17 protein-coding genes are annotated in these 18,582 nt (G+C 56.2%); 3 read left to right on the top strand and 14 right to left on the bottom strand.

Annotation, left to right across the window (positions count from 1 at the left end):
* The first annotated feature begins 95 nt into the window (after positions 1 to 95).
* From pxpB to pxpA, 3 genes are read left to right on the top strand one after another with little or no spacing between them, the layout of a single operon-like run.
* On the top strand, positions 96 to 782 hold the full coding sequence (pxpB, locus tag LVD14_RS14900; protein ID WP_237134908.1) for a 5-oxoprolinase subunit PxpB: 687 nt from the start codon (positions 96 to 98) through the stop codon (positions 780 to 782).
* A complete protein-coding gene (locus tag LVD14_RS14905; RefSeq protein ID WP_237134909.1) occupies positions 779 to 1,747 on the top strand; it encodes a biotin-dependent carboxyltransferase family protein in 969 nt (322 codons plus the stop codon). Before pxpB ends, LVD14_RS14905 begins: the two co-directional genes overlap by 4 nt.
* Positions 1,744 to 2,487 (top strand): 5-oxoprolinase subunit PxpA, encoded by a 744-nt coding sequence (gene pxpA, locus LVD14_RS14910; protein WP_237134910.1) that lies wholly within the window; start codon positions 1,744 to 1,746, stop codon positions 2,485 to 2,487. The genes LVD14_RS14905 and pxpA overlap by 4 nt, the downstream gene beginning before the upstream one ends.
* Here the strand turns inward: pxpA and gspN are convergent.
* The 14 genes from gspN to LVD14_RS14980 form a co-directional block, all read right to left on the bottom strand.
* Positions 2,471 to 3,172 carry a type II secretion system protein N gene (gspN, locus tag LVD14_RS14915; protein ID WP_237134911.1) on the bottom strand — a complete coding sequence of 234 codons (702 nt, stop codon included), beginning with the start codon at positions 3,170 to 3,172 and terminating at the stop codon, positions 2,471 to 2,473. The two genes, pxpA and gspN, sit on opposite strands and share 17 nt — an antisense overlap.
* Before the next feature lies 1 nt (position 3,173).
* Positions 3,174 to 3,671, bottom strand: coding sequence for a type II secretion system protein GspM (gene gspM / locus LVD14_RS14920; protein WP_237134912.1), 498 nt, complete (start codon positions 3,669 to 3,671; stop codon positions 3,174 to 3,176).
* Positions 3,668 to 4,915, bottom strand: coding sequence for a type II secretion system protein GspL (gspL, locus tag LVD14_RS14925; RefSeq protein WP_237134913.1), 1,248 nt, complete (start codon positions 4,913 to 4,915; stop codon positions 3,668 to 3,670). The genes gspM and gspL overlap by 4 nt, the downstream gene beginning before the upstream one ends.
* Before the next feature lie 3 nt (positions 4,916 to 4,918).
* Complete coding sequence (gene gspK / locus LVD14_RS14930; protein WP_237134914.1) at positions 4,919 to 6,016, bottom strand: type II secretion system minor pseudopilin GspK; 1,098 nt, start codon at positions 6,014 to 6,016, stop codon at positions 4,919 to 4,921.
* On the bottom strand, positions 6,013 to 6,765 hold the full coding sequence (gspJ, locus tag LVD14_RS14935) for a type II secretion system minor pseudopilin GspJ (protein WP_237134915.1): 753 nt from the start codon (positions 6,763 to 6,765) through the stop codon (positions 6,013 to 6,015). The genes gspK and gspJ overlap by 4 nt, the downstream gene beginning before the upstream one ends.
* On the bottom strand, positions 6,752 to 7,189 hold the full coding sequence (gene gspI, locus LVD14_RS14940) for a type II secretion system minor pseudopilin GspI (protein ID WP_237134916.1): 438 nt from the start codon (positions 7,187 to 7,189) through the stop codon (positions 6,752 to 6,754). Before gspI ends, gspJ begins: the two co-directional genes overlap by 14 nt.
* Positions 7,190 to 7,252: 63 nt before the next feature.
* Positions 7,253 to 7,795 carry a Tfp pilus assembly protein FimT/FimU gene (locus tag LVD14_RS14945; RefSeq protein ID WP_237134917.1) on the bottom strand — a complete coding sequence of 181 codons (543 nt, stop codon included), beginning with the start codon at positions 7,793 to 7,795 and terminating at the stop codon, positions 7,253 to 7,255.
* A 4-nt stretch (positions 7,796 to 7,799) separates the two neighbouring features.
* Entirely contained in the window at positions 7,800 to 8,300 is a 501-nt protein-coding gene (gene gspG / locus LVD14_RS14950) for a type II secretion system major pseudopilin GspG (protein WP_272907355.1), read from the bottom strand.
* A 24-nt stretch (positions 8,301 to 8,324) separates the two neighbouring features.
* A complete protein-coding gene (gspF, locus tag LVD14_RS14955) occupies positions 8,325 to 9,545 on the bottom strand; it encodes a type II secretion system inner membrane protein GspF (RefSeq protein ID WP_237134918.1) in 1,221 nt (406 codons plus the stop codon).
* A 3-nt stretch (positions 9,546 to 9,548) separates the two neighbouring features.
* Entirely contained in the window at positions 9,549 to 11,012 is a 1,464-nt protein-coding gene (gene gspE / locus LVD14_RS14960) for a type II secretion system ATPase GspE (protein ID WP_237134919.1), read from the bottom strand.
* Positions 11,009 to 13,048, bottom strand: coding sequence for a type II secretion system secretin GspD (gspD, locus tag LVD14_RS14965; protein WP_237134920.1), 2,040 nt, complete (start codon positions 13,046 to 13,048; stop codon positions 11,009 to 11,011). Before gspD ends, gspE begins: the two co-directional genes overlap by 4 nt.
* Before the next feature lie 13 nt (positions 13,049 to 13,061).
* Positions 13,062 to 13,943, bottom strand: coding sequence for a type II secretion system protein N (locus LVD14_RS14970; RefSeq protein ID WP_237134921.1), 882 nt, complete (start codon positions 13,941 to 13,943; stop codon positions 13,062 to 13,064).
* Positions 13,944 to 13,959: 16 nt separating this feature from the next.
* A complete protein-coding gene (locus LVD14_RS14975; protein ID WP_237134922.1) occupies positions 13,960 to 16,635 on the bottom strand; it encodes a TonB-dependent receptor domain-containing protein in 2,676 nt (891 codons plus the stop codon).
* A 104-nt stretch (positions 16,636 to 16,739) separates the two neighbouring features.
* The gene (locus tag LVD14_RS14980) at positions 16,740 to 18,389 is read right to left on the bottom strand and encodes a hypothetical protein (protein WP_237134923.1); all 1,650 of its coding nucleotides are present in this window, start codon (positions 18,387 to 18,389) and stop codon (positions 16,740 to 16,742) included.
* Between the last annotated feature and the right edge of the window lie 193 nt (positions 18,390 to 18,582).

An 18,582-nucleotide genomic window follows, 5' to 3' on the forward strand; every position in this document is an offset into this window, starting at 1 on the left:
AGTCTTCGACATCCATAACAGTGAACTTATTCTCACGTATGCAATCAACCAGTTAGACCTTAGCCATGAGCCGTCATCGTGAGCAAAGTAGCGATATGAGCATATCAGAACCTGGAATCAGTTTTGTTACTGAAAGTGCTATTCTCCTGCAGTTCGCTGAACCTTCGCTGAACAGCGTTGATGTCGAGCTGCAGGCCAGAATCTGTCAGCTGGCCAGTACCCTGCAGGCACACCTTCAGATTGGCCCCTTAGTGACCGATGCGGTACCGGGGCCAGGCAGTCTTTTGCTGGCGCTGCGAGACGGACATGCGGCGCGTCGTGTGCTGCGCGAAGCTGAGCAGCTCTGGCAACACCTAGAATTCAATGCCAGCGCAGGTCAACGACATGATATTCCGGTGCATTACGGTGGCGACCATGGCCCTGACCTGCTGGCGGTTGCTGAAATCACGGGCTTTTCCCCGCGCGAAGTCATTCAGCGCCACTGTTCGGTAGACTACTTTGTATTGTGTCTGGGTTTCATGCCGGGCTTCCCGTATCTTGGCGGCATGGATCCGGCACTGGCCACACCTCGCAAGGATAATCCGGCAACCCGCGTGATGCCTGGCGCCGTTGGCATTGGTGGCGCCACAACCGGCATTTACCCCTCGGCGAGTCCGGGCGGCTGGCATATCATCGGACGCACTTCCATCAAACTCTTCGACCCTGAGAAGCAGCTTCCCAGCCTGCTGCAGCCAGGCGACTGGGTTCGATTTGTAGCGGTCAATGAGGAGCTCCCGGCATGATAGAGGTCATCACCACAGCGCCACTTTTGACCGTGCAGGATCAGGGCCGATTCGGCATGCGCCATCTCGGTGTACCTCGCTGCGGCATGATGGATGCCCCAGCCCTGTTGCGGGCCAACCTGCTACTGGAGAATGATCCGCTGGCCGCTGGTCTGGAAATTTCTGCTGGACCCGTGGTCCTGCAGAGCGATCGGGACCAGCATATTGTTCTGTCTGGCGCAGATATGTCAGCTCAGCTATTGCAGGCCGATATGCAAACCGTGGTGCAAAATTATCTGCCGCCAGGATTCATTATGCGCTGGCCCGCAGGAACACGACTGCTACTCAACCGCCCTCAGATTCCCGGACAACGCGCTGTTCTCGCCATTGCCGGAGGCATTGATGTTGCCCCCACACTAAACTCCCGCAGCACTGATCTGAATAATCAGCTTGGCGGTTATCAGGGGCGCGCCCTGCGGGCGGGAGATCGATTGCCCGTTGGCGAAGCGGCAAATCAGCAATTTTCTTCCGGAGGCATTCGGCAACCAGCCATCACCATGTCACTGCGCGCCATACGCGGGCTGGACTACGAGCATTTCGATCCCCAAAGCCAGAATGCTTTATGGCAGTTTCCGTGGCGAGTGCAGGCCAACAGCAACCGCACCGGGCTACGTTTGTCAGGCCCCACCCTGAGATATCAGGGAGACACCTTGCGTCTGTCAGCCGGAGTGCTGCCCGGACTGTTGCAGGTGCCAGGCAATGGTCAGCCGATTCTGCTAGGCTGCGACGCCCAGACAACCGGAGGCTATCCGGTCATTGCCAGCGTCATCGAGGTCGACTTCCACCAGCTTGCTTATGCAACACCTGGCACGCTTCTTTATTTCACGGAAGTAAGCGTTGCTGAAGCGCAGGGTCTACATAGCGCCGGGCAGCATGAGCTGCAGATACTCAGGCAACAGATACAGTACCGGAAGCAGGCAAGATGAAGGCAACGCAGGTAGACCTGAACGCAGACCTGGGTGAAGGCGCCCCCAATGACAGAGAGCTGCTGCAGCTGATCAGTTCTGCAAATATCAGTTGCGGCGCTCACGCTGGCGACGCTGACAGTATCCGGGCCGCGCTGCAAAACGCTGTCGAGTTTGGTGTTGTCGTTGGCGCTCACCCCTCATATCCGGACCGGGAACACATGGGCAGGCGCTCGCTGGACATCCCGATAAATGAGCTGCGCGACAGCATCTTGCGACAATTGAAATATCTGTGCGACATGGCTTCATTTGAAGGTGCTCGCGTCTGTCACGTCAAAGCACATGGCGCACTTTACAATGACATGGCCACTGATCAGGCGCTGGCTGAAAAATTCTGCGACTGGGTAAGGGAGTTCGACACCAGACTGACAGTAGTGGGACTGGCGGGAAGTGCATTGCTGCAGACAGCCAGAGTTTTTGGCATCAGAACCCGTGCGGAGGCGTTTGTGGACCGGCGCTACCAGACAGACGGCACGCTGGTGCCACGCTCACAGCCTGACGCCCTAATTCATGATGCCGATGCCGCGATTAAGCAGGCCCTGTCAATCATTAAACATGGTTACCTGATGACTGTAACGGGGCAGCGGCTTTCGGTGAATGCCGAAACATTTTGTGTGCACGGCGACACACCAGAAGCACTGCTTTTCGCCAGCCGTCTTGTCACAAGCTTGCGAGAGGAAGGTATCAGGATTGCCAGTTAAACAGATAACTGCCAGATTCATCCTGTTCCAGCATAAGCGCCAGCCACTCAGGTAATGTGATTGATTGATTACCAATCGGCGACAGGCGAAGCTGAACCTCTGAAACCTGACCATTGTTCATCGTAACAGCAACGTCCAGTGCCACTTCACCAACGTCAATGTGATCCCTCGTCCCCTGCCCCAGCACCGTGATGCCAGCCTGCGACCAGAGCCCACGTGCGCGGGCTACCGCAGACCCGGCCTGCAAGGCCACTGGCTCAACAAGTTGCAGCGCCAGGTGGCCCAGCAATCGGACGCTTTCTTCCCGCCACAGGACGGCGGCGGGCATGTCCGCGGAGGCCTGGCTCAGCAACACAGTTCCGTTGGTTTGCAGGCAGGCGCGGGCGTCTACGGACTGGAGCTGGCCGGCTATCGGGCGGGCACGCGACTGCACATCTGCACACAATTGACCCTGGATGAGTCGGGATGGAAGCCATTGCCATTGCAGCTCGCCGATATCCAGCACGACCTGTGGCTGCCGTAGCATTGCTCGATCCACTGCGCCCCGCCACAATGTGCCGTCAACACCGAACAATTGCAGGCCGGCAACCTGGGCAGGCCCCACCAGCAAAGTCGCCGGTGCAAGCAGTACGATCCATACCAGCGTCATTGGAACCACCAGCCATAGAACGCGAGTGCTGGTCACGTCAACGGCCTCTCACTGTGACGTTTACAGACAGGCCCGCGGCCGCTGATGGCACTATGGTCATGCTCTCGACACGGTTACGGCCACCCGCCTCGACTGCTGACAGCCACTGCAGCAGATTGTTCATGGCCACCTGCTCCATGCGAATGGTGGCCGACTGACCATCAATCGCAGGTTCCAGTGTGCTTACCCGCAGGCCGGTTGCGCTTGCCGCATCATCGAGAAACTGCGGCAGACTTGCCATCGCGGTCCCAAGCTGGCGCTCATCGCGCAACTCGATCAACTCCTGCGCGAGACTCTGTACAGCAAGTACCTGCTGGCGCGCCTCTGTGACCCGTCTTTCTGACAGCTCTCTGGCCGCATTCAGCGGCTGGACGATGGCAGCCCAAAGCAGGTACACCAGCAGCGACGCACCACATGCCAGCAGCCACAATTGCTCACGTCCGGTAAATTGCTGCCAGCGCTGTATCAACTTGACCTGCAATGCTCTCAGTTTCATGGCGCTACCCCGCTGACAAGCAGATTGGCCTGTTGCCGACTGCCAGCCTGACTGATATTGCGCGCCTGCGCTGACAGCCCTGCATTTCCGAGTGCTTCGCTAAAGGCGAGCAGCTGGGAATTGCTCTGCGCAGTCAACGCCAGTTGTAACTCCTGGCGCGCCGCCAGGAAGTTCACACGGTGTACACGCACATCGCCGTGCTGCAAAAGCACCGGCGCGATCTGATCCAGCAGTGGCAGCACCGATGCGCTGGCACCAGAGCCGCGAAGTTGCGCCAACTGGCTGCGCAGCTGTTGCTCAGCATCTACCAGTACACCCTGCGGCACGGCAGTCCGGTAAACCTGTTCCACCTGCTGCTGTATGCGGCGATAATCAGCGTTATTGATCTGCAGTTCTATAAAACTGGACAACATAAAAATCAGCAAGGCTGCCGCCGCTGCAATGACAGGAATCCGCGCCGGTCGCCACAGTTTTTGCCAGCGTACCGGCGCCGCAAACTGTCCCTGACGCAGTTCGATGGCGCCCGGCATCTCAAACGTCAATGCATCCCAGGGCTCGTTAACAATGGATACTCTCGTCCGGACTTCGCCCCGAATGCTCTCTGGCAACATACTGACGATATCGTCAGCTTCGGACTGTGAACTCGCAAACACGTGCAACGCCGGCACGTGCAACGCCGGGCTGGCTCCAGCAACGGCTTCGCGCTGGACTCGTTCTGCAACGAGAGGCAGCATACTGACATCAACAGATAGCCCGAGACCGCTGAGCTGTGTCGGCAGCCAACCATCGTCAGCTCCGTCCGTGACCAGTATTTTCCAGTCATCGTTATCGCCATCTATCAACTGACCGGTAACAAAACAGCGTGATACTTCAAGGCCCGCTGATTCCAGGGCTTCTATCTGCTCTGCAAACCACTCCCGGTCAACATAGGCAAGCGTGACGGTCTCCGGCTCAACAGCACCAATGGCAATATGCAGGGATTGAATATCACCGGCAATGTCTGACTCCAGTTCAAACGGAATCAGTCGACTGAGATGTTTTCTCTCCTCCGGTCTGTAGGGCAGGCGACGCATGACCAACTGTGGTCCGTCCAGCATCAGCCAGACCTGAGCACCAGGGTGCTGCTTACACAGCGTTTGCAGTGATCCTTTCTGAGAAGCAGCCAGCCAACCGGCGCGTCGGTCGTATCGCCGCCAGCGATAATGACCCGGAGTCGATTCCGGCCTGATTATCAATACACTCATTTTTCAATTCACCAGTGTTTCAAACGGATTTTCGTGAAAGGAGTTGTGATAGCGCGCCAGCGTCGTCACGCCACTCCCGTCACGATGAATCAGTGATGTCAGGTAACGGGAAACCTCACCGATTGTGACCTGTATGTAGGCCAGAAAATATTCGCTGCTTACGCTGTATGTGGGCACTTGACCTGCGGCGTCCCCTGACTGTCCGGGATCAGACTGCAGGCCAGACTGCTGCGCGGACTGCAAAAATTCAGTGACAGACACAAAGGCCTGTTGATCCCGCAGCTCCAAAAACGTGTCCACGACGGCCTGCTCAGCAAAGGTCAGGGTGTTTTCGTCATTGACGCCTGACATCACTGATGCCGATGCCGTGTTGATATTGATGGATGTCGCAACTGGCAGGGCAACCACACGTGGCCGCAATGCCTTCAGAAGCTGCGGCGTGATGTGTCGCACCATCGCCAGCTCGCTCACATCATGCATGAGCTGATTCGCAGACTGTGCGACCGTGCCAGCGCCTGTGTAATAAAGTGACTCGGCGCCTGACAGGCCACTAACTCGGTCATCCTCGTCGATCCAGTCTACAATAGCCTCGGTGATCGCGACCGCTTGCGCTTCGGTGACAGCCATTTCGGGCAGGCTCTGCAACATGCGTATAAAGTGCCGCTGTGCAGCACTGAAACGAACTGAGCTCAATGCGCCCAGATCGTCAAAATTTTCTGTTTTGTATACCAGATTGTTGATATTGAACCGCCCTTGCGCGTCCTCAATGAATACGCGCAGAAAACCATCGTCGGTTGGCATGGGGGGCAACATCGCAGCCCAGCTCTCACCAAGGTGATCAACCGGCTCTGCAGGCCTGTCGCCTGCCCGCTGCGAGTCCATAAGCAATACCTGAGCAGCCAGGGTTTCAGCTCCCTGCAGATAGGTATCAAATCGTTGCTGCATTAATCTTGCCTCCGCCATCGATGCGCTTCGTACGAAGGACTCAGCAAATTGAGTCGCCAGCACTGCGACCATGGCAGTCACCAGCATGGCCAGTATGAGTGCACTACCAGTCTGCTGAAGACGCTGGCTTGCAGCTTTTGAATGCTGATCGCTCACGTTGATGCTCCGCCCGCTGAAAACGCCATCGGCAACACAAACACCCGGCGCACCTCACCCAGACCCGAAACGCGCAAACTGACTTCGATGGCCGCCGGTAAGCGGCGCTGGCGCTGCAGAATTTCGTTGTCCCCGGCAGCAGCAGCGAGCGGCCAACCCGATATCCAGCCCGCATCATCGATTGATGAGCCCTGGGTAGTGACGCCAACCGGCAGGAACCGCCAGGAGACCTGCTCTACAGCCTGCAACAGTGGCATGGACTGCATTGGAGGTGTGCCCAGCGCCTGATTGCTTTCCTGCCAAGAATCGCGGTACAGCGTGCCGTCAGGTGACAGGCGGTAGAGCACCCGTTGCAGCTCCGATCGCGGAGACGCCATTGGGTTGTGCCAGGCGTGTCTGCTGAACCAGATCATGGCACCCTGTCGACCACTGAGTGCTTCCAGAGAAAACGCATTATGTGGCACTGCCAGCATTACCACCCGCTCATCGGTGTCACCAAGCACTGACTGCAGCGGATCAACCCCAGTGGCCGGCATCGGTAATGGGCGATTGGCAATGTGCTCGATATCACCGTTCAATAATTGCCAGAACCGCTCGATCTGCTCTATTTCCTGCATGAGTTGATCGCCGCGTTCACGGGCTTCTATCGCGCTGTCCAGAAACTGATAGGACACTGCAGCAATCATGACCGTGATTGACATCGCGATCAGCAGTTCGACCAGCGTAAATCCACCCTCAGTCCTGACCATCGGCATCTCCACTGAGCGCTGAGGGGCCAATCGCCTGAGCAGCAGACAGATAGCTGGTCAGACTGGCCAGCGTGTCGGCAGGCCGCTCCATGGCTGCCACATCAAGCCGGTGGCGTAGCAGACCCGGCACAGGTGTCTCTTCCACCGACAACTGCCATGACCATCGACGCCCGGCAAGTTCAGTTTCGCCCTCCCGGAACGCTGCAGTCGACATGATTCCCGCCGCCGCATCCAGCTGTAAATGTGACATCTGATTCTTAGCAACCCAGCTGGCAATGGTTTGCTGGCGAAACCGGTCGGTAGCATCCAGTTGTGCGCCCAACTGGAACATCAGCGCCGGCAGCGCGATTCCGACGACAAGCAATGCCACCATCACCTCAATCAGGGTAAAGCCGAGCTGTTCCGATCGCTGATTGTGCATCATGCGCTCACCATTGCAGGCTCATTAGCTGAACTGTCCGAACCAGCGGGCTGTGGAAATTTTTCGCTACCACTGTGTTTCAATGACCCCTGATTCCTGAGTGGCGACACGAGCAAGCTGTGTTTCTCCACTCGCCGTTTGCACTGACAACTGCAAGATGAATGGCGTCGTTTCGCCAGTCGGATACATGACCAGCACAGGTTCATTTGATTCATCGCCAGATTGGAGCCCACGGCGGGCCAGATCAACAGGCTGTTCTTCGACCCATAAATCGAGCTGAAGGGATGGCGGTAATTCAGCCTGTAATTCCATGTCGTCATCAATCTGCCACTGACCGTTACGCCAACGAGACCACACGAGCTGCCAGCCTTCATCAGCCAAATCTTCAGGTGCCCTCAGATGCATTCCTATCGGTTGCGCCATGACGACTGCCCGATTTGACGCAAGGCCAATCAGCTGGCTCACATCCTCTGCGATATCCAGAGCCTGGTCGTCAGCGTCTGAACCCCGCCCCACGGAGAACGCCACCGTGCTGACCAGCAGCGCAGCGATTGCCATCACCACAAGAAGCTCGACCAGACTGAAACCACGGGCCGCGCCAGGGCTCATCGGGTTACTGTTCCTGATTCTGCCAGTTGCCATAATCAGCGTTTTGCCCCTCACCACCACGCGTTCCGTCGGCACCAAAGGTAAAGACATCGTACTGTCCGTTCTGACCGGGACTCAGATAGCGATAGGGATTCCCCCATGGATCGACTGGCAGAGCTTCCAGGTAGCCATCCTGCTTCCAGTTTGTCGGCACCGGCTCCAGCGTCGGTCGGTCTACCAGTGCCTGCAGCCCCTGCTCGCTGCTGGGATAGACATAGTTATCCAGGCGATACATACGCAACGCAGTTTCGATGGCGCTGAAATCGGCGAACACTTTCTGCACTCGTGCCTCATCGGCACGGCCGAGAACATTGGGCGCAATAATGCTGATAAGCAGGCCCATGATGACCAGCACTACCAGTATCTCGATGAGACTGAAGCCTTGTTGCTTCCTGATAGATTTTGCTTCTGGCAGCGCCAGAGCTGAGCTGTTTGTGCTGTTAACGGCAGCATTTTTAACCAACATAGAATCACCCATCGTCTGAACTCGTTATATCAATGTGTTGATATCAAAAATTGGCAGCAGAACTGCCAGCATGATCAATGTCACCAGACCGCCCATCAGCACAATGGTCAGCGGTTCCATCAATGCCATCATGGTGCTGAGCCTGATGCTCAATTCCCGTTCCTGGTTTTCGGCAGCATAGGCCAGCTGACGCCCCAGGCTGCCATTCGCTTCTCCATTGGCGGCCATCTGCTCAAGGAGTGGAGGAAACGCCGCGCATTGACGCAGGCTCTTGCTGAAGCTGCCACCCTCCTGGACTGCAGTGGCCACGGTGCGTGCCGCGGCGCGCATGACCTCGTTATTGAGAACCTGTGCCGCAATGCGGACTGATTCCAGCAATGGCACTCCGGAGCCAAGAAGTATCGCCAGCGTCGAAGCAAAACGTGCACTTTCCAGCTGCCGCAGGTTTTCACCAACACCTGGCACCTTGAGTAAAAATCCATGCCAGCGCAGGCGGTTTTCGACAGCCTGCAGCCACCAGCGAAACAGTACCCCGCCTAATGCAATGGCACACAGCAACAGCAAGGCCCATGGTGAGCCCATAAACTCACTGACGCTGATCAAAGCCTGTGTCAGACCAGGCAGGTCACGTCCAGATGTGGCGAACATGGTGACCAGTCGCGGCACCACAAAGGTCATCAGCAAGGCCACTACCAGCAGGCTGACCGACAGTAATGCCAGAGGGTAGATCATGGCGGTGCTGAGTTTCTGACGCGCCTGCTGGCCTGTTTCTGTGTACTCTGCCAGGCGCTCCAGCACCGGACCCAAGTAACCCGCGGATTCACCTGCCCGCACCATGGCGCAATACATTCGGTCAAACGCCGCCGGGTGCTCTGACATTGCCTGTGCCAGCGAATGGCCTTCGACAACCCGCGACCTGACCTGAGACAGTATGCCTTTCACTTTTATCTGCCGTGACTGCCGGGCACTGATCTGCAGTGCCTCGTCCAGCGGCATGCCTGATTGCACCAGCGACGCCAGTTGTCTGGTAATTAATGAAAGCTGGGCGACCGACAGGCGGCGCGGTCGCCACCAGAGAGACTGACCGCCACTGGCATCATTGGCAGCACTGGTCACGGTAACTGTCATGGGTTTCATGCCCTGGCTGCGCAGCCGTGCACGCGCCTGACGCTCGCTGTCAGCCTCCAGCACACCACTCACCGGCTTGCTGTCGGCGCCCAGTGCTTTGTAGCGGAACGAAGCCATGACCTAGATCCCCGTGCCCATGGCAGTCACCCGCAGCACCTCTTCCAGACTGGTTTCGCCGGCCAGTATTCGCTGCCTTCCATGCTCGGACAAGGCAGGACTGGTCGCCCGTACATGGGCTTCCAGGGCTGGCTCTCCAGCCTGATCGTGAATCAGTCGACGCATGGTGGCGTCCACCTCCAGCACCTCGTAAAGGCCGGTTCGGCCGCGGTAACCGGTGTGGTTGCACTGATCACAGCCGGCGGCTCGCCATACCTGCGTCCCTTCCGTAAATCCGAAACGCTGCTGCTCTGCCGCATCGGTTGCAACCGGTTGCTTGCAGTCGTTACAGAGACGTCGAACAAGACGTTGCGCCAACACCAGTTGCAGACTGGACGCCAGCAGAAATGGCTCGATGCCCATATCCTGCAGTCGAGTGACCGCGCCCACCGCCGTGTTGGTATGCAGGGTCGACAACACCAGGTGTCCGGTCAGTGAGGCCTGCACGGCAATCGCCGCGGTTTCCTGGTCACGAATTTCACCCACCATCACCACGTCTGGATCCTGTCGCAAAATGGCGCGCAGACCGCGGGCAAAACTCATATCCACTTTGGTGTTGACCTGTGTCTGGCCGATGCCGGGAAGCACATATTCAACTGGATCCTCAATCGTCAGAATATTGCGCTCGCGACTGTTGATATGCTGCAGACCTGCATATAGCGTCGTGGTCTTACCAGAGCCAGTCGGTCCTGTGACCAGTATGATGCCGTGAGGTCTGGCCAGTGCACTGGCAAACAGCGCATGAATGGGTGCCGGCATCTGCAGTTGTTCGAGTTTCAGCTGACCGGCAGCCTGATCCAGCAGGCGAAGCACCACTCGCTCTCCGAAAGCAGACGGAATGGTGGACAGGCGAATGTCCACCGCGTGACCCGCCAGCCTGACACTGATGCGCCCATCCTGAGGCAGTCGCTTTTCGGCTATATCCAGACGCGCCATGACCTTGAGACGCGAGACCAGCACAGGTCCCAACTCAGAGCGTGGCGCCAGCACATCGCGCAGAACACCATCCACGCGGAAGCGGATTGCGACACGCTGTTCAAAAGGCTCGATATGTACATCTGATGCCTGTTCGCGAACGGCCTGCGACAACACGGCGTTGATCAGTCTGATCACCGGAGCATTGTCGGCATCAGACAGCAGATCACTGTTGCCGGGAATATCATCAACCAGTGCCGTCAGGTCGATATCGCCACCCAGCTCATCAGCCGCACGCTGGGCGTCATCTGCCCCACTTTGATAAAGCGTGGTCAGCCGCTGCTGAAATTCGTTTGCTGATATTACGACCGGCGTGAATCCATGACCCATGATGCGACGCAGTTCCAGCAGCACATTCAGCGCAGGTTCACCCCGACAGATCACTTCGCCGTCATCAAGCAGCACACCTTTGCCGTTGGCAAAATCATAGGGCAGAACATAGTGCTGGTTCACGGCTGATCTTCCTGCGCCTCGGCATCAGGGGCGTCCAGCAGCGTCTCCCAGGCAGGCAGCAGTGGCATTTGTGAGTCGCCAAAAATACCACCATGGACAGGCTGTTGCAGAAGCTGTTGATTACGGATGTGTTCGTACTTTTCAGCGGTTGCGCCGCGCAGGGCGTTGTCATCGCGCAGGATAGTCGGTCGTATGAATACCAGCAGATTGGTTTTCTGCACCGAACTGGAGGTGGAACGAAACAATCGGCCCAGGCCTGGTACGCTGCCCAGTACCGGCACACGACTTTCACTCTGAACCACATTGTCGCGAATCAGGCCGCCCAGCACCACGGTCTCACCATCTGCTACCGTTACGCGAGTTTCAATTTTGCGTTCGTTGGTGATCAGGTCCACCGCACCTGCTTTCTGGGAAATGCTGGAGATTTCCTGAGCGATGTCCAGCGCCACCTTGTCACCACGATTGACATGTGGCGTGACTCGCAAGGTGGTACCAACATTCTGTCGGGTAATGGTCTGGAACGGATTCTGAACATTACCGCTGTTGCCCGTGCTGGTGTAGGACCCCGTGATGAACGGCACACTTTCACCAACAGTAATAAGTGCCTCGGTGTTATCCGTGGTCAGGATATTTGGCGTAGACAGAATGTTGGCGCCAGAGTTGGCCTGTAACAGATCTATCAGTGCCAGCAGGTCGGTGCTGCCGCCGAGGCGACCGATACCAATGGTCTGTCCGGCAGCACTGGCCAGACCAGCCGCCAGGTTTTGCAGGCCTTCCTCGCGGTCTTCATTGAGTGCGCCATCGGCAATAAGTCCAAGTCGCTGCAGATTGGCGCCGGGCTCAAAGCTGCCGGCAAACGCGCCACTTTCGTCCCTGAACAGCCACTGGATTCCGAGGTTCTGCCCCACATCATCATTTATCTCGACGATAATGGCCTCGACCAGAACCTGGGCGCGCTGGATGTCCAGCCGCTGCACTACATCCATCAGAGAATCGATGATGTCCATGTCTGCAGTAATGATGACCGCGTTATTGTCAGGGTCAGCTTCAACACTGGCACGGCGCGCACCATCAGCTGCTGCTCCCTCGGTGACACCCTGCGCCGGCGCCGCACCACCCAGTTGAAAAGTGTTACGTATGACCGAGGTCAGTACCTCCGCAACACGCTCGGCACTTGCGTATTCCAGATAGACAACACGAGTGTTGCCGGTCTGCTCACGCGGCTTATCAAGCAGGGTAATGAGTTCCCGGATGGTGTCCCGCTGTCGTTTGCCACCTGTCACCAGCACTGAGTTCGTGCGTGTATCCGCATTGATCTGCAGCCGCGAGGTGACCGGTTCCTGATCAGCGGCCACCTGGTCTTCATTCATTTCGCGAAGCAGGGCAACAATGTCGCTGGCCTGCGCAAACTGCAGGCTAACGACTTCGGTTTCCGGCACTGAAGACTGATCAATGCGATCCAGAATCTGTCGAATACGCTGCACATTGGCAACCGTGTCGACCAGAATGATCATATTTCCATCGGGGTAGGCAGACATCTGCCCGTTGCTTTGCGACACCAGTGGACGCAGCACTGGCAGCACCTGATTAACAGACACATTGTCGAGCTGGATGGCCTCGGTGACATAGCGACTGCTGTCGTTGCTGTCGTAACTCGAGAATGGCAGCGGCGCCGAGCGCACTTCCTGCGACGGTACGATGCTGACCATATTGTCGCCGGTTTCCACGGCGGTAAACCCGGTGATGTCCAGGGCTCTGAGAAAGATACGGTAATAGTCCTGAGCGTTGACAGGCGAGCTGCTGATAACGGTTATCTCGCCGCGCACGCGCGGATCCAGAATCATCGTTTTCCCGGTCACATCCTGTACAGCCCGAATAACCTCGAGAATGTCACTGTTACGAAAATTTGGCGTCCACATGGCTTCCTGGGCAATGGCTGTCACGGATGACAATGCCAGCATGAATGACAGGCACAAAGGAGCCATCCAGTCAGGCTGGATCTTGCGGATAAGCAGATTGGCAGGATTCGCTTTCATTAACTCTCTCATATCACGGCAGGCCAAGCGTGGCCCTGTTCAGATTGACAGTCTGCAGGGTGCCGTCGCGTGACACCTGCAGCTGTACCGTTTGTGATTGCTGCAGCTGACCCAGCAGGGATTGCAGCTGACCAAGGTCATTGATGGACGTACCATCGACGGCAGTAATGATGTCGCCGATTGCCAGACCGGCATTTGACAGAAGATCGGCGCGACTGCCATGACGGATGCGCAGACCAGCAACTCCTTCCAGATTGACCATTTGCAACCGCATGACGCGAGCCAACTCTGCTGCCTGGTCCATGCCGGACACTGGTTCCGTCGTGTCCTCACTCACGGAGCTCGACTGGGCAGTCGTAACTGGTGCAACTGCTGAAGTCGCCCCATTGGCTGCAGCAGGATCGTAAAGCCGAAGTCGCTCTATCCGACCATTGTTGTTCAGCGTGACATGATCACTGAAGATCTGCTCTAGAGTCACACCGGCGGAGGTGCCCTGTAGCACGTCGCCAGGCCGATAAACCTGTTGCTGGTCACCACTGGCAATGATGGCTCGGGATGAGGACGGCTCAGTGCTGAGTACGGCTCCGCGTAACACAAGTTGTAAGCGAGTGTCATCGGCAGTAGCAGTTTCACTGACCATGTTTGAAGCAGACAGTCCCCTGGCTTCCGTCAATGTGAATGCCTGGGCTATGCGGGCAAGATCTACAGAACGGGACTGAGTCGCAACATTATCGGCGCGCGTTACCGACGGCGGCGCAATACCTTCCGCGGCATCGGGAACCAGCAACCAGAACAGTCTCGCCAGCGAGTATCCTGACCAGATCAGCACTGCCAGAGTCAGCAGTACTGCAAGTCCGGACACCCACAGGCGGGTTTGCGCAAGTTTGTTCAGCATCGTCTCCGAATAAACCTTACAGTTTCCACTGCAGGTCAAGACGCAAACGCGAACCGGTAGCAACGTCGATGATTTTTACATCATCCTGATAGAATTCGCGGTTTTCGTCGAGCAGGTTCTGCGCACGCAATCTGACAGTAATGCGGTCTGTCGGAAAATAAGAGTACGTCAGGTCCAGTGAGTGGAACGGATTTTCAAACGCATCTGGTGACTCATTACGGCCACCGAAGAAGACCCGCTCACCAAACACGTTGTACAGCAATGACGCGGCGTGTCTGCCGTTGTCAGAGTCGTAGCCCAATTGCGTGTTGACCACATATTCCGAGTGGCCAGTCAAACGACGGTCCAGGCTGGTCTGCGAGCTGGCAGCGTCAAATGTCAGCTCGGAATCGCTGAGCACCAGATTGCCACTGACAAAGAAGCCGCGGCCGATGTTCTTCAGGCCTTCAAACTCCACACCGTAGATCTCGCCAGCCTCTGCGTTGTCAAAGCTCAGCAAACGCGCGTCCTGTGGACCTGGTCGTTCAACTCGCTCGATCGGACTGGAGATATCCTTGTAGAACAGTGAAACCGTCAGGTTGTCACCGTTATCAAAGAACATTTCGGTGCGTAGGTCAAAATGATCAATGTCCGAGAAACTCAGGTTCGGGTTGCCTTGAACACGGTCATTCAACTCGGGGTCAATGAACTGAATGTCTGCGTACTCTCGCAGGTCAGGACGGACAACCGTCTTGCCATAGCCGAGTCGTACCTGGAAATTATCTGTACCAAACAGGCCATCCTGCATATAGGTCAGTGCTACAGACGGATAGAAATCATCATCCCGCAGCAGCGCATTGCTATCTGGCTGGTTAATATCTTCGATTACTTCATTGAGGAAGTCGCCAGAGTAGTCAAGCAGGTTCAATGGAATCACGCCGCGGGAGAAATCTTCCCAACGCACACCCGCCGTCATCCGCCAGTTGTCCATAAAGTAAGAGTCCACCATACCGAAGGCAGCGATTTTGCTTTCACCGGCAACGTAACTCTCGGTACCAAAGTTGGAACCCATGTTCAGGAAGAAGCCATTATCCAGATCCGCCAGGTTATCATCGCTGAAAACCTGCGATGGCAGTCCTTCGCGACCTGTCGGGCCCATCACGATGTTGGCAGTATAGCCGTAGTACTCACGAGCTTTTTCGCTGTAGTTGTAGCCACCAGAAACGGTGCCATTTGTGAAACCAAGGTCAAAATGTGCATCAGCCTGATAACCCCAGCTTTCTACACTGTCTTCCAGTTCAAGGAAGGCAAACTGAGCCGACGAGCCAGTGTTGACCTGGGTTGAAATCAGCTGCTGTGAACCCGGGTCGAGAATATTGGTCGACTGTACCGAGCTTGAATTAGGCACATTGGTGCTGGCCTGGGCGTCTGAGTAGAACCAGCGCAGATCAACTCCGTTTACGAAGCTGAACAGACTGCGCATTGGCAGACGTTCGAGGTCGTAGGCTTCCAGGGAATGCTCTCCTACAACCTGGTTAACGAACAATTCGCGCTGTTCGAGACGCGACACATTAGTCTTGCGCTGGCGACCACTGGCCTGCTGGAAATCGGGGTTGAAGCCCAGCACGATGGACGCCTGATCTTCATCATCCTGCAACAGGTAGGTGTTGGTGGAAATGGTATGCCGGTCCTGATACGACAGACTCAGGTTCAGTGCAGCAGTCAGACTGTCATTTGTGAATGTTCGCTGAATATTGCGGAAGGTTTCATCCGGGTTGCTGAAGCTCTGCTCGAACTGATCGGAGTTGCTCTGGCTAGTACCAATTGCGCCGTTGGCGAGTACACCAAATGTCAGATCATTGTTGATATCAAATGCATTGCCCAGCGTCACGGACGCATTGGTATCCGGATCCAGGGACGTTGTGCTTTCGATATCAACATCGCGGTTAATTGAGCGCAGCAGTTCGCGGTTGATGCGAATGCCTTCAAGCCGTTGTGCTTCCGTCGGCGTACCAACACCTGGATACTCAAATCGCGTGATATTGGAAGGACTGATATCGCCCTGATAAGTATTCAGCGCATTCATGATGCCTTCTGGCAGGTCACCCTGGTCGCCCAGGTTGCGCAAGCCGTCACCGCTGTTTTCGGTGTTCCAGCCTGCACCCACCGACACATCGAATACCAGGTCATCCGGGGTGCCACGAGTACGAATATCAACGTTGCCGCCACCGAAGGCTGCCGGCTGGTCTGATGAATAGGCCTTGTGAACTTTCACTGACTCCAGAATCGAGGCAGGAATGTAGTCCAGCGGAATCACGTTGCGGCTCAGCTCAGGTGAAGGAATTTCTGCACCGTTCAGTGTTGCGCTGGAGTAGCGCTCACCCAGACCACGCACATAAATGAACTTGCCGTCCACCAGCGACAGACCAGTCACGCGGCGCAAAGCCATGGCCACATCGGAGTCACCGGCGCGTGAGATTTGCTCGACGCCGACCACTTCGGCAGCGAAGGGCTGTTCCACCCGCTCCATGATGATGGAGCGCGCCGCATCACGCAGGCGTCCCATGACCATGATTTCTTCCACCTGGGGTGCCGGGACCTGGGCAGCCTGTCCAGCCTCTTCCTGCGCCAGGACCTTAGCTGAAACGGTTGCTGCACCTGACATTACGACTGCAATCGCACACGTCAGTTTGCGTGGTTGCCAGTTCATCATATTCATCACCTTTACCTTAATCTATGCCTTTCTGGAAACCCGAACGGGGACAAGTCCTGTTCGGCCTCATCCCCGCTCTGGGCTGCGCTTGATTGCGCTGACTGTTACAGGCCGGTTGTCCAGCCAGATACCCAGTCGTCACCCGCTTTCACAGCACCGATGAAGTCCACAGACTCAAAGAATGAGCTGCTGCCGGAACCACCCAGAGCCGGCGCTGCGTCAGCGCTGAAGTTATCCTGCAGACGTGTCACATCGAACACAGTCACATTGATCGCCGCACCGTTGGCATCAGTCATGCTGGGAGCAGTGACATAAGCCGTCGGGTTGGACGGGCTCAGACCAGTGAGCACCGTAGCGGGCAGATTGGCTGATGCATCAACGACGGCGTTGCCATTGCTTGTCCACCAGTTGCGCAGGTCCAGACCGGCACTTGAAGACACTTTCAGTGACTCGGTACAGGCGATCACGTTGCCACTGGCAGCACTGATACCACTGTTGATACCAGCGATTGTCTGTGAGCTCTCCACTTCAAAACACTCGTTACTGGCCATGCCGCTGGCATTGGAGGTAATGATCGAGTTGTACTGTTCAAAGTAGCTGCCCTCACGATACAGCGGGCCTTCTGCATCACCTTTGGAGGAAGGCGCAGTACCTGCGTTGGTATCGACATTTGAGGTGATACAGGTCATGTTGGAGACACGGCCTTTGGTGTAAGGAGCGATATTATCGGGCTGTGAGTCGCCGGTGTTATCGGCTTCGATACAACGGTTGGAGCCAGAGGTCTGAACAATCAGTGCGAACTGAATATCGCCTACCCAGCCCTCTGAGTAGTCGATGGAATCGTCGCCTACGTTGACAGCCACGACGTTCTTCAGGTCAACTGCACCGCCGAACATTTCGAAACCATCATCAAGCGTGGTGTAAGTCTGCACGTACTCAATCGTCGTTCCAGAACCTACCGCATTCAGAGTCAGACCATTCAGCTCGTCACCATCAACCACCTCAAACCCTGCGTGACGAATCTGCACGTACCGCAACAGACCGGAGCTTTCTGAGTTGTTGTTACCACCGTAAGTGGCCGGACGACCTTCTGAGGTCACGTGGCAATTGTGCGGATTGCTGGCTGTTGCCTGACGATCAGCATCGGTACACTTGTTGGTCAGACCATTACCATTGATCTGAACGCCGCCCCAAAGGCCACGATCAGACTGAGTAGCCTGGTTGTCGCGCAGGTCACGGACCGCACTGAAAATAATCGGCTTGCTACGCGTGCCATCGGCAACGATTCGCGAACCGCGCGCGATTCTGACGTAGTCTTCCGCATTAAAGAAGGCAATCTTGGCGCCGGCGCCAATTGTCAGGGTTGCACCCTCGCCATCCTGAGGAATACGGACACCCTGCGCTGCAGAATTCGCATTAACATCGCGACCAACGAACAGGCTGTCTTCAAAAATGTGCAGGCCGCCATTTGGCAATTCATTGATAACCAGGTCGGTGGTCAGAGGGCGTGTATCGCTGACAAAGGTGTTAGAGTACGTGCAGTTACCACCACTAAACGCTCCCTGAACTGCCTGCCCGGACACGGTGTAACTAGCGCAGGGATTGGTTGTACCGCCACCACTATTGCCACCGCTATTAGTGGTGTTGTTTGAGTTTGAAACCGTTGTGGAAGGAGCCAGCGTGACACCACCACCGTCGCAAGCTGCGACTGCTGCGGCCAATACACTGACACCAAAGATTGTTTTAATATTCATACCTTAGCTCTCTCCGGGATGGAATCAAGAATCCTGAATGGCCGTATACTGAACGAGTTCTTTGTCAGAACTGTGACAAGTCTCGAAAAATCCACGGCTCCCGGTCTCAGCCTTCAGACTGACGCTTTATTGATGCCTATCAATGATTTGTGTTTCGATATGAGGGATAGTAATGACACTGTTACATGACAAA

It is taken from the genome of Pseudohongiella sp. O18, from assembly GCF_021729085.1.
Classification (GTDB): domain Bacteria; phylum Pseudomonadota; class Gammaproteobacteria; order Pseudomonadales; family Pseudohongiellaceae; genus Pseudohongiella.

Coding starts and splice junctions, on each gene's coding strand:
- pxpB (WP_237134908.1), top strand. CDS start 96: ATGAGCATATCAGAACCTGGAATCAGTTTTGTTACTGAAAGTGCTATT.
- LVD14_RS14905 (WP_237134909.1), top strand. CDS start 779: ATGATAGAGGTCATCACCACAGCGCCACTTTTGACCGTGCAGGATCAG.
- pxpA (WP_237134910.1), top strand. CDS start 1,744: ATGAAGGCAACGCAGGTAGACCTGAACGCAGACCTGGGTGAAGGCGCC.
- gspM (WP_237134912.1), bottom strand. CDS start 3,671: ATGAAACTGAGAGCATTGCAGGTCAAGTTGATACAGCGCTGGCAGCAA.
- gspL (WP_237134913.1), bottom strand. CDS start 4,915: ATGAGTGTATTGATAATCAGGCCGGAATCGACTCCGGGTCATTATCGC.
- gspJ (WP_237134915.1), bottom strand. CDS start 6,765: ATGGTCAGGACTGAGGGTGGATTTACGCTGGTCGAACTGCTGATCGCG.
- gspI (WP_237134916.1), bottom strand. CDS start 7,189: ATGATGCACAATCAGCGATCGGAACAGCTCGGCTTTACCCTGATTGAG.
- LVD14_RS14945 (WP_237134917.1), bottom strand. CDS start 7,795: ATGAGCCCTGGCGCGGCCCGTGGTTTCAGTCTGGTCGAGCTTCTTGTG.
- gspG (WP_272907355.1), bottom strand. CDS start 8,300: ATGTTGGTTAAAAATGCTGCCGTTAACAGCACAAACAGCTCAGCTCTG.
- gspF (WP_237134918.1), bottom strand. CDS start 9,545: ATGGCTTCGTTCCGCTACAAAGCACTGGGCGCCGACAGCAAGCCGGTG.
- gspD (WP_237134920.1), bottom strand. CDS start 13,048: ATGAAAGCGAATCCTGCCAATCTGCTTATCCGCAAGATCCAGCCTGAC.
- LVD14_RS14970 (WP_237134921.1), bottom strand. CDS start 13,943: ATGCTGAACAAACTTGCGCAAACCCGCCTGTGGGTGTCCGGACTTGCA.
- LVD14_RS14975 (WP_237134922.1), bottom strand. CDS start 16,635: ATGATGAACTGGCAACCACGCAAACTGACGTGTGCGATTGCAGTCGTA.
- LVD14_RS14980 (WP_237134923.1), bottom strand. CDS start 18,389: ATGAATATTAAAACAATCTTTGGTGTCAGTGTATTGGCCGCAGCAGTC.